General features: G+C 46.9%; 13 protein-coding genes. 11 read left to right on the forward strand and 2 right to left on the reverse strand.

Going from position 1 to position 15,986, the window contains the following annotated elements; all coding sequences use genetic code 11:
* Positions 1 to 127: 127 nt before the first annotated feature.
* Complete coding sequence (locus AC58P7_RS03225; RefSeq protein WP_497339978.1) at positions 128 to 892, reverse strand: phytanoyl-CoA dioxygenase family protein; 765 nt, start codon at positions 890 to 892, stop codon at positions 128 to 130.
* Between the two features lie 364 nt (positions 893 to 1,256).
* Here AC58P7_RS03225 and AC58P7_RS03230 point away from each other — a divergent pair, with 364 nt between their 5' ends.
* The 6 genes from AC58P7_RS03230 to AC58P7_RS03255 all read left to right on the forward strand — a co-directional run bounded on the left by AC58P7_RS03230 (position 1,257) and on the right by AC58P7_RS03255 (position 7,582).
* Positions 1,257 to 2,903, forward strand: a complete 1,647-nt coding sequence (locus tag AC58P7_RS03230; protein ID WP_497339979.1) for a putative bifunctional diguanylate cyclase/phosphodiesterase — start codon at positions 1,257 to 1,259, stop codon at positions 2,901 to 2,903.
* Positions 2,904 to 3,037: 134 nt separating this feature from the next.
* Positions 3,038 to 4,006 (forward strand): quinone oxidoreductase family protein, encoded by a 969-nt coding sequence (locus AC58P7_RS03235; protein WP_497339980.1) that lies wholly within the window; start codon positions 3,038 to 3,040, stop codon positions 4,004 to 4,006.
* A gap of 163 nt (positions 4,007 to 4,169) precedes the next feature.
* Positions 4,170 to 5,234, forward strand: a complete 1,065-nt coding sequence (locus AC58P7_RS03240; RefSeq protein WP_497339981.1) for a Gfo/Idh/MocA family protein — start codon at positions 4,170 to 4,172, stop codon at positions 5,232 to 5,234.
* Between the two features lie 36 nt (positions 5,235 to 5,270).
* Positions 5,271 to 6,131, forward strand: coding sequence for a sugar phosphate isomerase/epimerase family protein (locus AC58P7_RS03245; protein ID WP_497339982.1), 861 nt, complete (start codon positions 5,271 to 5,273; stop codon positions 6,129 to 6,131).
* Positions 6,132 to 6,163: 32 nt separating this feature from the next.
* Positions 6,164 to 7,036, forward strand: a complete 873-nt coding sequence (locus AC58P7_RS03250; RefSeq protein WP_497339983.1) for a sugar phosphate isomerase/epimerase family protein — start codon at positions 6,164 to 6,166, stop codon at positions 7,034 to 7,036.
* 255 nt (positions 7,037 to 7,291) lie between these two features.
* Entirely contained in the window at positions 7,292 to 7,582 is a 291-nt protein-coding gene (locus tag AC58P7_RS03255; RefSeq protein ID WP_497339984.1) for a hypothetical protein, read from the forward strand.
* A 165-nt stretch (positions 7,583 to 7,747) separates the two neighbouring features.
* Here AC58P7_RS03255 and AC58P7_RS03260 read toward each other — a convergent pair whose 3' ends face one another.
* A complete protein-coding gene (locus AC58P7_RS03260) occupies positions 7,748 to 8,605 on the reverse strand; it encodes an AraC family transcriptional regulator (RefSeq protein WP_497339985.1) in 858 nt (285 codons plus the stop codon).
* A 112-nt stretch (positions 8,606 to 8,717) separates the two neighbouring features.
* Here AC58P7_RS03260 and lacZ point away from each other — a divergent pair, with 112 nt between their 5' ends.
* The 5 genes from lacZ (at position 8,718) to katA (ending at position 15,977) form a co-directional block, all read left to right on the forward strand.
* Entirely contained in the window at positions 8,718 to 11,870 is a 3,153-nt protein-coding gene (lacZ, locus tag AC58P7_RS03265) for a beta-galactosidase, LacZ type (RefSeq protein WP_497339986.1), read from the forward strand.
* A 180-nt stretch (positions 11,871 to 12,050) separates the two neighbouring features.
* Positions 12,051 to 12,932, forward strand: coding sequence for an NAD(P)-dependent oxidoreductase (locus AC58P7_RS03270; RefSeq protein ID WP_497339987.1), 882 nt, complete (start codon positions 12,051 to 12,053; stop codon positions 12,930 to 12,932).
* A gap of 36 nt (positions 12,933 to 12,968) precedes the next feature.
* On the forward strand, positions 12,969 to 14,114 hold the full coding sequence (locus AC58P7_RS03275) for a glycerate kinase (RefSeq protein ID WP_497339988.1): 1,146 nt from the start codon (positions 12,969 to 12,971) through the stop codon (positions 14,112 to 14,114).
* Between the two features lie 3 nt (positions 14,115 to 14,117).
* Positions 14,118 to 14,339, forward strand: a complete 222-nt coding sequence (locus tag AC58P7_RS03280) for a helix-hairpin-helix domain-containing protein (protein ID WP_497339989.1) — start codon at positions 14,118 to 14,120, stop codon at positions 14,337 to 14,339.
* A 183-nt stretch (positions 14,340 to 14,522) separates the two neighbouring features.
* The gene (gene katA, locus AC58P7_RS03285; RefSeq protein WP_497339990.1) at positions 14,523 to 15,977 is read left to right on the forward strand and encodes a catalase KatA; all 1,455 of its coding nucleotides are present in this window, start codon (positions 14,523 to 14,525) and stop codon (positions 15,975 to 15,977) included.
* The last annotated feature ends 9 nt before the right edge of the window (positions 15,978 to 15,986 follow it).

Consider the following 15,986-nt stretch of genomic DNA (forward strand, 5'->3'; position numbering starts at 1 on the left):
CTCACCCTACGCCTCGTCGTTGCTATTATTTTACCATGTTCGTGTCTACGAAACGAGGAGAGGAGGGAGCTGCTTGGCTGACATTCATGTAAAAAGTTTATCCGTTGATCCTCATCCTTCTGTCCATCTAAGATTGGGGGACAAGGCCCTTAATGTCTTCATTCCGTTTCAACGTGTCTTCACCGTTTACGAGGAAAGTGCGAATTCGCGTAGTATCGCCGCCCCATTCGTCGATCTTGAATTTGACCTCAGGGGTTGTGTAGCGTACCGAGAAGGCTACGCGAGGAATGTTCGATTTATTATTTTCAGAGCCATGGAAGGTAGCTTCATTAAAAAAGGCGATTTGACCGGGAGACATCTCTAAGTCGATGGCTAGGGATTCGTCGATTGATTCCGCAGGTAGGCCTTGCTCGAACGCACTTTGATCGGTTCCTGTAGAAACATGCTCGACGATCGATTTGTGCGTTCCAGGGATCACGCGCAGGCAACCATTTTCACGAATAGACCACCCTAGGCTGACCCAAGCTGTTGCATTAATCGCTGGCTCCATAGGCCAATAATTAATATCCTGATGCCAAGGAATGAATTTGTCATTGTTAGGCTCTTTGTACCAGAAATGCATGGCCCACAAGACCAAATCATCGCCCAAAATCTGCTTCATAGCGTTAACGATACTAGGATGCGCGGCAAGTGTATAAGCCCAATGATGATGCTGATGCCAGGCAGATAGGTTCATCTTCGTAGGACCTGGCTCAAATTTGTTCTGTCCAATCACATCGAAGAAGCGATTATAATATAGATCAGATTCCTCCAGCGTAAGTCCTTGCATAGGTCCGCTAAAGCCTTCGTTGATATATTGCATGAGCGAAAATGGATTCCCTTTTGTAATCATTCGTATAACCTCCCAAGCTGATAGCTTTTTTCAATTCTTAATGTAATTGTAAACCTTTTCAGGCCCTAAGAATAAGGAAGGAAAACGATTATGAATAGCACAAAACGATTATTTGCATAAGACGGCTAAAGGGAGATCGCGCGGTTTGCTTGATTCTCGTCCGGAGTGGGTTGAGTTCGCTTTAGAAGGTTCTTTTGGTTTACAAATGTTTACAGGTCAAGGTTTAGTCTCTGGTTATGTGGTCACTTACGTGTAGATTGTTGAACATAATTTGAAGGAAAATATAGGATTGTGTCGAATTGATAGTACATATAGCCCATAGTGGGCATTAAGCTTAGGTTATTCGGATAAAGGAGTCCTACGGATGACAATTCCTGCAATTACAACTTTGGATTTGAATTTACTGCAAATGATGCTGGATGATATTGAAGACTCTATTTACATTATGAAAGTGACGGGCGAGGAAATCACATATTATTACGTGAACCACGCTGCAACTCAATTTAGCGGTATCTCGATGGAACAAGTAGGTCAAACTTTCTTTGAAGCGAACTCGAGCCAGATGGCGGACTATTTATATAAAAAATATGCCAGAGTTGTCGAGAAACGTCGGACGATTCGCTATGAGGATGGCGTCAAATTACCCAACGGGACGTTAAGCGGAGAGAGCATTTTAACGCCTATTTTGGACGAATATGGGAATGTTAGTTTTATTTTTACCGTGACTCGGGACATAACGGAGCGCAAGCAGCATGAGAATACTTTGTATCACTACGCATATCAAGACGATCTTTGTAATCTTTTTAATCGCAGATACTTACTAGAGCATGTTTCCGAGCCGTCAACCATCTACCTATTGGATTTGGATAATTTCAAAAATATTAACGATACCTTCGGGCATCAGGCTGGAGATTCCGTCCTTGTTGAGGTTGCATGTCGACTTATCGAAGTGTTCGGCCATAGCCGATATTCACTTGTTCGACTGGGTGGCGATGAATTTGTTGTTGTTGATACCATGCCTTCCAAATGTGTGGAGGAAACAGCAGGGCAGCTAAGTCAGTTGTTTCATGAGCCCTTTCGAGTGGATGAACATGCCGTGAAAGTGAACGTGAGTATCGGAATTACGGAACGAAAGCACGATGAAACGATTCAGATACTGCTGAAACAGGCAGATATCGCACTTTACAAAGCCAAAGGCGCTGGTCGTAAGCGCTATCATCTATATGAAGCTTCTTCTCGCTACGATCATGTGGAAAATTTCATTCATGAGCTTGCCCTATCGCAAGCGATTGATAAGGAAGAGCTGCAATTGCATTATCAGCTTATTTACAATCCAGCTTCAGGGATGGCTGTTGGTGCAGAGGCGCTACTGAGATGGCATAGTACGAAAGGCGGGCGAATGCAGCCGAATGATTTTATTCCTATAGCTGAGGAAACAGGTCTCATTGTACCCATCGGTTATTGGCTTATTAGGCAAGCCTGCAAGGATTGGCATCAACTTAAGGAAATCTACGGTCCTCTCTTCAAAATATCGGTCAATATTTCGCGAATTCAACTCAATGAAGAGCATTTTGTTGCACAGGTATTGCAAATTTTGAAAGAAGAGGGTGTAGAACCACCTGCGATGGAATTAGAAATTACCGAAAGTACGACGCTTCACTCGCTGCAGGAAGTGCAACTCATATTAAGCAAGCTGCGCGCCACAGGGTTTACGATTGCGTTGGATGATTTCGGAACGGGATACTCGTCGTTAAGTATGTTAACGCTGTTGCCGATTGATAAGCTGAAAATTGACCGGATTTTCATTGCGGATGGCAATGTCCCTTTAATTGCGGCTATTCTAGCTATGGCCAAAGCTTTGAATCTGCAGGTTGTCGCTGAAGGCATTGAAACAAGCGATCATTTCCACATGTTGGCAGATATGCAATGCTGGGGAATTCAAGGCTACTATATCAATAAGCCAGTGCCATATGCAGATTTACCTTCTCTGAATGAGCTTACGGATATTTAACTGAGAGAACGAACTAATAGTCTCCATTCATTTCTCGTGTCTTCATTCGCTGGAAGCGTTTGCAGGCACTTTTTTTGTTTCTTTTAGCGGGTATGTTAAAATTACTACGGTCAATTAATCGTGGGAGGTCACACATGAAAGCATTAATTTTCGAACAATTCGGGGGGCCCGAAGTACTCATATATAAGGAGATCCCAGAGCCTATCGTGGAAGGGGATCAGCTTCTTGTAAGGACGAAAGCAATAGGTCTTAATTTCGCAGATGTCTATCGTCGCAAAGGGAATTATCATTTGGCTGGGAATCCGCCTTACATTCTGGGATATGAAGGTGCTGGCGTCGTTGAATGGGTGCCTTCACATATCGAGCATATTCAAATCGGTGATCGTATTGCTTTTGCCGATGTACCATTTGCGAATGCGGAGCTGGTCATCGTTCCCATCGATCGAGCGATTCCATTGCCAGCGGACATCTCCTTTGAACATGCAGCAGGCCTATTGCTGCAAGGCATGACTGCGCATTACTTGGTGCACGATAGCTATCGTATCCAATCTGGAGATGACGTTCTAGTCCATGCCGCGGCAGGCGGAGTGGGTCAGATTTTGATCCAATTGTGCAAAAGTAAAGGAGCCAGGGTGGTCGGTCTCACCTCATCCGAAGCGAAAAAGCGAGTCGCCCTAGAGGCAGGCGCGGATGACGTCTTCCTTTATTCCACCGACTGGGTTAACAACGTCATCCAATGGTCGCAAGACAAACTAGGTGCCCAGGTTGCCTATGATTCCGTAGGTTCAACCCTGAAGGACAGCTTTGCTGCTGTTCGAACGAAAGGCACCGTTGTCTTCTATGGTATGGCTGGCGGAGATCCAGCTCCTGTGGATCCTCGTATGCTGATGGACACCTCCAAAACATTGACAGGCGGAGACCTCTGGAATCACGTGACTAGTTTGGAGAATCGGATTCACCGAGCAAATGCTCTTTTCGAAGCGCTTCGTGTCGGAAGCCTGAAGATGAATACGATGACGACGTTCACTTTGAAGGACGGCGCTAATGCGCACAGATTACTCGAGAGTAGACAGAGTACGGGTAAGATTTTGCTAATACCATAAGGGAGAAGCGGTGAATCATAGATATGATCTAGGATTGCCGCTTTTTTTCATAACTTGAATTTGAACATATAGTCCATGGAGCTGCTTATTTTATGTATTCACCCGATGTCCAAAGCATGTTAACTTTAGGAGGTAGTTAATTTATAGGAGGCATGAATGTGCAATGAGCATAAACAAACTAAGAATTGGTGTCATCGGTGCAGGTTCGATTTCAGATTTGCATTTTGCGTCATATATAAAATCAGAGGATGCGGTCATTGTTGCTGTTTGTGATCTTAATCGTGAACGTGCAGCGTTGAAAGCTGAGAAATATCATATTGCTCATATTTACACGGATTATAAAGAGCTTTTGGCGAATCCAGAGATCGATGCGGTCAGTATTTGCACATGGAACAATACGCATGCCGAGATTAGTATCGCTGCGCTCCATGCTGGCAAGCATGTGTTAGTTGAGAAACCACTTTGCAAAACCGTAGAGGAAGCTGGGCGGATTCAAGATGCCGTTCGTGAAACTGGGAAAATTCTACAGGTTGGATTTGTACGAAGATATGATACGAATGCTCAGCTTGTGAAGCATTTTATAGATAATGGTCATTTAGGTGAGATCTATTATGCGAAGGCGTCATGCCTGCGTCGTTTGGGTAATCCGGGCGGCTGGTTTTCCGATGTTGAGCGCTCCGGTGGGGGGCCGCTGATTGATATTGGCGTCCATGTCATTGATGTATGTTGGTACTTAATGGGTAAGCCGAAGCCGGTTGCGGTGAGCGGGCATACGTATAACAGACTTGGCAATCGGAAGAATGTAAAGAACTTATCTTTTTATAAAGCAGCCGATTATGATGCGGAACGTAATACGGTTGAGGATTTGGCAAATGTGTTGATTCGTTTTGAAAATGGTGCTTCATTGATGGTAGACGTAAGTTTCACACTCCATGCTAAGAAGGATGAAATCGCTGTCAAGCTCTATGGCGACAAAGGCGGCGTGGAATTGGAGCCGGAAATTGTCTTCGTGACTGAGATTTTGGACACGATTACGAATGTGACGCCACAGATCAACAACAAATCGATCGAGATCAACAGCGCTTTTCAAAATGAAATCGATCATTTCGTTTCTTGCTGTCAGACAGGCCAAACGCCGATTAGCCCGGTGGAAGATGGCCTTGAAATGATGAAAATCCTTTGCGGCATTTATGAATCAGCAGCCAAAGGTCAAGAAATTAGATTATAGCCCGAACGAACGATTCGGCGTATAGGAGGAACGATCATGAAGCTAGGCGTTAGCACATATAGCTTGTACCAGGCGTTAAAGTCTGGAGAAATGTCGATCATGGACGTCATTGATTGGATTGCGGATCAGGGCGGTGAACATGTGGAGATTGTGCCATTGGGATATGATTTACCGGGTAACTTTGCGCTTGCAGATGAGATTCGTGAGAAAGCAAAGACCCGAGGTTTGGATATTTCCAATTATGCGATCGGGGCAAATTTCTTAATCGAGTCCGAAGAAGATTACCACAAGGAAATTGAGCGTGTCAAAGGCGAAGTAGATCTAGCTGCAAGGTTAGGTGTTACTCTAATGCGACATGACGTAGCTCGAAGTGACGATCTCTCGATTCGGAACTTCAATGCGAACCTGGAACGTCTAGCTGAAGCTTGCCGTCAGATCGCAGATTATGCCAGTCAATATGGCATCGTGACAAGCGTCGAGAATCATGGTTACTTCGTGCAGCATAGCGATCGTGTTCAAGCTTTAATTCATGCGGTTGATCGTGCAAATTTCCGCACAACGTTGGATATTGGGAATTTCATATGTGTAGACGAGGATTCCGTTGCTGCAGTGAAGAGTAACCTTCCTTATGCCTCTATTGTCCATGTGAAGGATTTCTACATTCGACCATCTTATCAGAATCCAGGCGAAGGCTGGTTCCAATCTTCTCATGGCACCTATTTGCGCGGCTCGATTGTGGGGCATGGTGATGTTGATATTCGCGAGGTTTTGCGTGTGGTCAAAAGCTCAGGCTATGAAGGCTACATTTCCTTGGAATTTGAAGGGATGGAAGAGTGCAAGAAGGGCACTTCAATCGGCTTGCAGAATATTAGAAGAATCTGGGATGAAATAAACTAACTCTAGCCTCATGATAAGGAGTGTTCGAAGTAATGATCATCAATCCAATTGGTATTATGGTAGATAGCTTGCGAGTTGGACTGCGGGATGGACTTAAGAAGTCGAAAGAGCTTGGCGCAGACGGCGTACAAATATATGCGGTTTCTGGTGAAATGGATCCAGCGAATCTAACGGCTCAAGCACGCAAGGAGCTGCGGGCATACATTGCTTCATTAGATCTTCAAATCTCTGCACTATGTGGTGATTTGGGTGGACACGGCTTCCAAGATCAGACAGTGAATGCAGCGAAAATTGAGAAATCCAAGCGTATTCTTGACCTTGCGGTTGAACTGGGTTCAAACGTTGTAACCACACATATTGGCGTAGTACCAGAGGATCGCAATGATCCGATCTATCAAACGATGCTGCAGGCTTGTGAGGAGCTGGGTGTGTATGCGAGCAGCTTAGGCGCCTATTTCGCTGTAGAGACGGGGCCTGAGACTTCGGCACACCTGAAAAGCTTCCTTGATAACCTATCCACCAAAGGTGTCTCGGTTAACTTCGACCCTGCGAATATGGTCATGGTGACGGGCGATGATCCTGTTCAGGGGGTACATACCCTGAAAGATTATATCGTTCACACGCATGTGAAGGATGGTATTCGTCTTCGTCAAGCAGACCCACGCGAAGTCTACGGTTCACTGGGCTTTAAGCCAATGACCCATGAAAATATCGCTGAGGCGGCGACATCAGGGAATTCTTATCGAGAGCTTGCACTAGGTGAAGGGCATGTTGATTTCGATCATTATTTCCAAGCGCTGCAAGATATCGGGTACAAAGGCTATCTGACGATTGAACGTGAAGTTGGCGAGCAGCCAGAGAAAGATATCGCGAGCGCGATTGCTTTTATTAACAAGTTTAAATAATGGATAGAACCTCGCCGTTGGCGAGGTTTTCTTGTAACCAAATAGGAAAGTTTAGCTTTTCGGTAACCGAAAACTGCTTTCATATTGGCGATAAAACCATACATAGGGATCTTTGGGCGGAGACCAAAGTCTCTCCTCTTCAAACGCGGCCGCTCATCTTTGAATGGCCTCGATAGGCAACAAAATTTACAAAATGGGCTTCTTAATCCTTCAAATTGAGAGTAAAATAGAGGACAAGAGGAGGATTGATCTATGATGAGTACACTGAAGAGTTTCACGGATTCGGAACAGCAGATTTCGTTGGAGTTAAGAGATGATCATTTAACAGTGCTTCGTTTCTACGGTGAAACATCCATTTACCCTTTCAAAAATATTTCACTTGCCTCTGAACCGATTCCCGAGTATCCCTTGAATCGCGTTGCCTTAACAGTTATTGATTTCAACACAGGTGTAACCGATTTCAAATTTTCGTCGAATCTACGAGACTTTGAGATTTTCGTTCAAAAACTGCTTGAAGTGCATAGCGAATTCATACCGAATCATTAAAATTTCATATGAAGATGTTTCAAAAACCGCCGCGGCGGTTTTTTTTGTTCTTGAGGAGGAAGGATCAATCCAGAGTTGCTAGGAAGGGACCTAAAAGTAGCTAAGTCTAGGGAAAGTATAGTTAATTTCAAGATATTGCATCGAAAACGGCTCGGGACCACCACGTTATTTAATATACGGATGCCTAAAAACATCCGGTGTTTGGCCAACAGCCTTACGGAAGGTCGAAATGAAATGCGAAGCATCGAGAAAGCCCGTGGTTTCTGCGATTTGTTTAACGGTTCGATCAGGTTGCGCGATCAGCATTTCTTTGGACTTCTGTAGACGCAGCTGAAGCAGGTATTGGTAGGGAGAGAGTCCGAAAGCGCGGCGAAATAAGGTGTTCACATGCTGCGGAGAGATACCAAGCTGGTTGGCCATCCAGCTAAGTCCAACGTGAGTAGCAGCGAAGCTATGCTCCAGCTCGAGCAGGAGCGGCAGAAGCCGTTCGTGGCTTTGAGAGAAGGAGGCACTTTTGTTGATGATGCCGTGTTTTTTCAGCAGCGTCAGGAATTGATAGATTTCCAGTGAACCGTTGGTTCCAGTGAAGTCGTGGCTATCGCGATATTTTTCATAATAGTAATCATGAATGCTAGCAAGAGGTGTATCAGCTCCCCAACTCATTGGGGTAGAGAGCGGGATTTCAAGTGAATGCACAATGGACGCAGCTAACGCGCCGTCAAACGTTAAATACCAAGTCGACCACGGGGTGTCAGGAACTTGATACGCATGAGGAACCCCGCCAGCTAGCAGCATGCCTTGTCTTTCGCCAAGCTTAACAGGGCCATTGTCCAGAATGATTTCGCCGGTACCAGCAATCGTTTGGAGCCAATGAAAGCAGGGATAGCCCTCTTCGCGTTTATAATATTGCTGCTCGCGCTCATATCCGATCGTTTCCAAGATGAGGGGGAGCTTGCGGTCGGTTTCGGTAATGACGAAAAACTTTCTATAATCGCTTGCCAAGGTAATGACCATCTCTTTCATTTTTTAATATGTGATGCGTTGTTTCTTATATTTTAAAAGAAATAGTTGTCTTGTACAATAAGTGAAGCAGGTTGATTCATAATCCAATAACCTAAAGTGAGGCAAAACATCCATGGCGAACAAATTTGTATACACAGCACCTGAGAACGGTTACCCAGAATGGAATAATAATCCGCAAATATACCAATTAAATCGGTTAGAAGCACATGCCACACTGATGCCTTATCATACAGAAGCGGAAGCTTTGGCTGGAGTTCGGGAAGCTTCGAAATTTTATCAAAACTTAAATGGCACTTGGAAATTTCATTTTGCGGAGAATGCGGAGGGACGTCCTCAGGATTTCTATAAAGTGGACTTTGATAACAGTAAATGGGCGGATATTCCCGTGCCGTCGCACTGGCAGCTGCAAGGCTTTGATTTTCCGCAGTATACGAATATCATTTATCCGTGGGTAGGTCATGAGGATCTCAAGCCTCCATTTGCCCCGGTAAAATATAACCCAGTTGGCTCTTATGTGCGCAGCTTTTCGATCCCGGAGGGTTGGAACGGACAGCCTGTGTATATGAGCTTTCAAGGTGTGGAATCGGCCTTCTATGTGTGGGTGAACGGTGATTTGGTTGGCTTTAGCCAGGATTCGTTTACACCTGCGGATTTTGATATTACACCTTATCTCATCGAGGGAGAGAATAAGCTCGCTGTGGAAGTGTATCGTTGGAGCGATGCAAGCTGGTTGGAAGATCAGGATTTCTGGCGCTTGAGCGGGATTTTCCGCGATGTGTATTTGTACACGACGCCTACGGCGCATATCGCTGATTTCAAAGTAAACACGAATTTGGATAGCGCTTGCGAGGATGCGGAGCTGCACATTCAAGCTACGATCACCAACTATGATCTGAAGAGTCAAGGCGTGCATCAAGTGGAAGCGATGTTATACGATAGTGAGCAGCAAGCGCTTTGGGAGGAACCGCTTCGCGTTGGCATTCAAACGAGTGGTACTGCTAAGCAAGCGGTGGAATTCTCCGCTCACATGGATCGCCCAGCTAAATGGAGTGCAGAAAGTCCATATCTGTATACGCTCGTTCTTCGTTTATGGAATGAAGAAGGTATGCTGTTAGAGACGGAGAGCTGTAAGGTGGGCTTCCGGAAGTTTGAGATCGAAGACGGCTTGATGAAAATCAACGGCGAAGTTATTGTTTTCAAAGGTGTGAATCGCCATGAATTTGACCGTGATCGTGGACGTTCTGTCGACGCGGAAAGTATGCTTGCCGATATTTTGCTTATGAAACAATATAATATCAACGCAGTACGGACTTCACATTATCCGAATAACCCGCTTTGGTATGAGCTTTGTGATCAGTATGGTTTATATGTGATTGATGAAACGAATTTAGAAACTCACGGCTCGTGGAGCTATGGGCAAGAGGAACTAGGCGAAACGGTGCCAGGAAGCCGACCTGAATGGACGGGGGCTGTAATTGATCGGGCGAACTCCATGCTGCAAAGAGATAAGAACCATCCATCCATTGTGATCTGGTCTTTAGGGAACGAGTCCTCCGGGGGAGATAATTTCCTACTCATGCATGATTTCCTGCGTGAAGCCGATCCTTCCAGAGTTGTTCATTATGAGGGTGTATTCCACTGGCGTGCATCGGACAGAGCGTCCGACATTGAAAGTCATATGTATTCCAAAATTGAAAAAATCGAAGAATACGCGAAAAGTAAGCCGAAAAAGCCGTTTATTCTTTGTGAATACAGCCACGCCATGGGGAACTCCTGTGGAAATCTATTTAAATACTGGGAGCTGTTTGATCAATACCCAATCTTACAGGGCGGATTCATTTGGGATTGGATCGACCAATCCATTCGCACGACGACGCCAGATGGCGTCACGTATCAAGCTTATGGCGGCGATTTTGGCGACACGCCGAATGATGGCAACTTCTGTGGCAACGGATTGATTTTCGCAGACCGTTCGGTTTCACCGAAGCTGCATGAAGTGAAGAAGTGCTACCAGAATGTGAAGTTTGCAGCTGTTGATGCGGCCAAAGGTCAAATTAAAGTGACAAATCAATTCTTGTTCACGAATTTGAATGAATTTGATTGGACATGGACGATCTCACGTAACGGCGTCGCTGCGGCAAGTCGTGTGGTCAATGATTCTTATTCGGTTGTGCCTGGTGAAACTGCGATTATTGAGCTTGCTTTGGATTCGGTAGAAAGTCAATTCCCAAATGATGAGTTCGTGTTAACCTTGAGCTTGATTCTGAAAAATGATACGTTATGGGGAGTAAAAGGACATGAAATCGCATGGGAGCAATTTATCCTTCCATCGGTGAATCAATTAGCCCTTTCTTCACGCAATTGGGAAGCGGAGAAAGAATCCGCTGCGACGATCACTACGGAGGCAGCTGTACAAGTCGTCACTTCTGCAGAAGGGATTACGTTAAATGGGGATCATTTCTCACTTAAGTTTGACGCGGTGACAGGCGATATCACATCGTATCTGTACGAAGAAGTAGAGTTGTTCCGTGCGGGACCAATACCGAACTTCTGGCGTGCGTTTACGGATAATGACCGCGGGAACCAGCACCACATTCGTTGTGCACCGTGGCAGGAGGCAGGAAGTGGACGTAGGCTGCTTTCATTCCATGCGAAGTCACTGGATGCGGGAAGCGCTGAGGTTCGTGTGCGCTTTGAACTCGCAACGCAGCCTGCTTCCGAGGTTCAGCTAGTATACACTGTTTCAACAAGCGGAGAGGTCGAGGTTGGGATGCAATTAACGCCTGGCGACAAATTGCCAGAAATCCCTGAAGTAGGCGTCATGTTCGAATTGGATGCTGCCTTCGAGAACTTAACGTGGTATGGTCGCGGGCCTCACGAAAACCACTGGGATCGTAATGTTGGCGCTAAGCTAGCGCTGCATACCGGCACGGTAGAAGAACAATTCGTGCCATACCTGCGTCCGCAAGAATGTGGCAATAAGACGGATGTTCGCTTTGCAACTTTAACGAATGCGGCAGGTCGCGGGCTCCGCATTGCTGGCTTACCAACAGTCGAGCTAAATGCCTTGCCATACTCACCTTCCGAACTGGAAGCACATGATCATCCATATAAACTGCCAGTGAGCGATAAAGTCGTATTGCGTGTGAATTACAAGCAAATGGGCGTTGGCGGTGACGATAGCTGGGGAGCAAGAACACATCCCGAGTTTACGCTATTCGCGAACCGTACGTATGCGTATGGATTTACGTTCAAAGGAATTTAATAAGTCGAAAAGGCTGTACCCCAAGGGTGCAGCCTTTTGGGTATTGAGTTGGGAAAGACTTCTCATCACCCAGTGGGGTATCTCCATTTGACCAGATAAGACGTGGGTGATAAGTTTAAAGAAGCTTGATAAAACAACAAGAATAGGCATCTGGTTGAGGGATGAAAGGTGGATATACGAATGACAGTAAATACGGTGAATCCAATAATAGGACTTATAGGAACAGGCGTTATGGGTAAAAGCATGGCGGGACATTTCCTGAAAGCGGGATATGAAGTTCATATTTATACGCGTACGAAAGAAAAAGCGCAAGACCTATTAGACACAGGCGCGAAATGGCAGGAGTCACCGGGGGCATTAGCACGACAGTGCCAGGTAATTATGACAATGGTGGGTTTTCCGAGTGACGTCGAAGACATTTACTTTGGCGAAAATGGGATCGTGACCATGGCCCAGCCCGGCAGCTTCCTAATCGACTTAACCACGTCGAGTCCGTCCTTGGCCAAACGAATTTATGAGGAAGCGCTGGCGCGACAGCTATTCTCCTTGGATGCACCTGTTTCTGGTGGAGACATCGGAGCCAAAGAAGCTCGTTTGTCCATTATGGTCGGGGGCTCTCGCGAGGTGTTTGAGCAGATGCTGCCTATTTTCCAAAAGATTGGCACGAATATCGTCCATCAAGGCGAAGCTGGTGCAGGTCAACATACGAAGATGTGCAATCAAATTGCGATTGCAAGCAACATGATGGGTGTGGTTGAAGCCCTCGTTTATGCGAAGAAAGCGGGACTCAAGCAGGCAACTGTGTTGCAAAGCATTGAGACTGGTGCCGCGGGCAGCTGGTCATTAAGTAATTTGGGCCCACGCATGATGGCGGACAATTTTGCACCTGGTTTTTATGTGAAACATTTTATCAAGGATATGAAAATCGCGCTGCAATCTGCGGAAGAGATGAACCTAGAGCTTCCTGGGTTAACGCTAGCTAAATCGCTCTACGAGCAATTAGCTGAAATGGGTGAAGAGGAAAGTGGTACCCAGGCATTGTATAAATTAATTAACAAGTAAGAAAGTACGGTACGACCAATAGCAGGAGGATGCTCTATGAAAATCGTGATTGCACCGGATTCGTTTAAAGGCAGCCTAAGCTCAGAAAGGGCAGCGATGGCGATAAGAGACGGGATTCTGCGAGCCCTGCCTGAGGCCGAAACCGTGCTCATTCCCGTGGCTGACGGGGGAGAAGGAACGGTGGACAGCCTTGTACAGGCTACACAGGGAACCAAGATTTCTGTCACTGTGCAAGGTCCGCTGCGAGATGAAGTGGTCGCTGTGTATGGTGTTCTCGGCGATGGCGTCACGTGCGTGATTGAAATGGCCGCGGCTTCCGGATTAATCTTAATTCCAGTGGAGCATCGAAATCCAATGGTGACGACGACCTTTGGTACAGGTCAATTGATCAGGCACGCGCTCGATCGCGGCTATCGTTCCTTCATTCTTGCGCTTGGCGGCAGCGCGACGAACGATGGTGGATGCGGCATGCTCCAAGCGTTGGGCTTACAGCTCTTGGATGTGGAAGGGAGAGATGTAGGGGGAGGAGGACAAGCCCTATCTCATATAACTCGGATTGACGCGTCAAGGTGGGATGAGCGAATTAGGGAATCGCGCTTCATCATTGCCTCCGATGTCACGAATCCGTTCATTGGTCCGCAAGGGGCTTCCCATGTCTTCGGACCACAGAAAGGTGCGACTCCAGAGATGGTTGAGGCGCTAGATGGTGCGCTCGCCCATTGGGCGGATATGATGGAAGCGCATACCGGAAAAGCGGTACACCAACTGCCTGGAGCTGGCGCCGCGGGTGGGCTTGGCGGCGCCTTCCAAGCTTTCTTCCCTGCGAGCACCAAGCGTGGTATCGATGTGGTGATGGAACAGACCAAGCTGCATAAGCATCTGCAAGATGCCTCGCTTGTGTTCACAGGCGAAGGGCAAACGGATGCGCAAACCGCTTCCGGCAAAGCGCCGATGGGCATTGCGCAAGCGGCTCAGCAGCTTGGCATACCTGTTATTGTTTTGTCAGGTTCAGTGGGACAAGGAATTGAGAAACTCTACCTGCAAGGCATGACAAGTATTCATAGCATCGTAAATGGGCCAATAACGCTTCAGGAGGCGATGAGCCGAACACCGGAGCTTTTAACGCAGAAAGCGGAGCAAGTGATGCGTACTTTTTTGGCTGGGCGAAAGAAGGAGGAATAGGTAATGTCAACGCATACACAAGGGGATCTGCAATCGGATTTTCCTAAAGGCTTATCAAGTCCAGCAAAGCGAGCGTTAGCAGGGGCAGGCATAACAAGCCTCAAGGATTTCACCAAAATCACAGAGGTGGAACTTATGAAGTTACACGGAATGGGCCCTAAGGCTAAAGAAGCGATTCGCCAAGAACTTGCTGCTCATGGCTTGTCCTTCAGAGCGGGCTCTTGATCTTTCTCAGAAGTACAAAGAAAAGTCCATCGTTATTTCTTAATATAAACCCTACGCCGCCAACCCAAAGTGCTCCTCAGATCTATTGAAGGTTGCTTACCTCTTTGTCCCTCCATATCATATCAGGCCAAGTTCTGGAATATAGATGAGTGAGGAATGATGAAATGAGGTGGGTGAATCGATATGAGTACGAATGATAAAAGCAAACTGACAACGAGCTGGGGAGCGCCCGTAGGGGATAACCAGAATTCGCAAACGGCAGGTGCCCGCGGACCTACGTTGATCCAAGACGTTCACCTGCTAGAGAAATTAGCACATTTCAACCGTGAGCGTGTGCCGGAGCGTGTTGTGCACGCCAAAGGGGCAGGTGCACACGGGTATTTCGAGGTAACGCAAGATTTGACAGCGTTTACGAAGGCGAGCTTCCTGTCTGAGGTCGGGAAACAAACGCCGTTATTCGTTCGTTTTTCTACGGTTGCGGGGGAGAACGGCTCCGCAGATACGGTCCGCGATCCTCGCGGATTTGCGGTGAAATTTTATACGGATGAAGGTAACTATGATTTAGTTGGCAACAACACGCCTGTCTTTTTCATTCGCGATGCCATTAAATTTCCCGACTTTATTCATACGCAGAAGAGGCACCCGCAGACGCATTTGAAAAATCCGAATGCCGTGTGGGATTTCTGGTCCCTATCACCGGAGTCGTTACATCAAGTCACGATCCTGATGTCAGATCGCGGAATTCCAGCTACGCTGCGGCATATGCATGGATTCGGATCGCATACGTTCAAGTGGGTAAATGCAGAAGGGCAAGCTGTCTGGGTGAAGTATCACTTCAAAACAGAGCAAGGCGTTCAGAATATGTCGCCAGCCGTTGCAGCGCAGCTTGCTGCCGATAATCCGGATTATCATACGGAGGATCTGTTTGAAGCGATCAAGAAGGGCGATTTCCCAGCATGGAAGCTGTGTGTACAGATTATGCCGCTGGAAGATGCGAATACATATCGATTCGATCCGTTTGATGTGACGAAGGTGTGGTCGCAGAAGGATTATCCACTGATTGAGGTCGGCCGCATGGTGCTGAATCGCAATCCGGACAATTATTTTGCTGAGGTTGAGCAAGCAACCTTCTCGCCGGGAACGTTCGTTCCAGGTGTAGAAGCTTCCCCTGATAAAATGCTGCAAGGCCGCTTATTCGCTTATGGTGATGCCCATCGCTACCGCGTTGGGGCCAATCATCAGGCGTTACCGATCAATCGGCCGCGAAGCGAGGTCAATACCTACCAACGCGATGGTCAGATGCGCGCGGATGATAATGGTGGCGGCTCCGTCTATTACGAGCCGAACAGTGCGGGAGGCCCATCGGAAACGCCTGCCTATAAACCGGCAGCTTTCGAGGTAACGGGATCAGCAGATAGTATCGCCTATGATCACAATGATCACTACACACAGCCTGGAGATCTGTACCGACTCCTTAGCGAAGAAGAGCGTGAGCGATTGGTTCAAACGATTGTGGGAGCAATGAAGCCTGTTGAGCAGGATGCGATCAAGCTCAGACAGATTGGCCACTTCTATAAAGCGGACCCTGAATATGGGGCGCGCATTGCTGCAGGGCTTGGTTTGCCAGTTCCTGAATAAATGAAATGC

This window comes from Paenibacillus sp. J22FR5, from assembly GCF_059691975.1.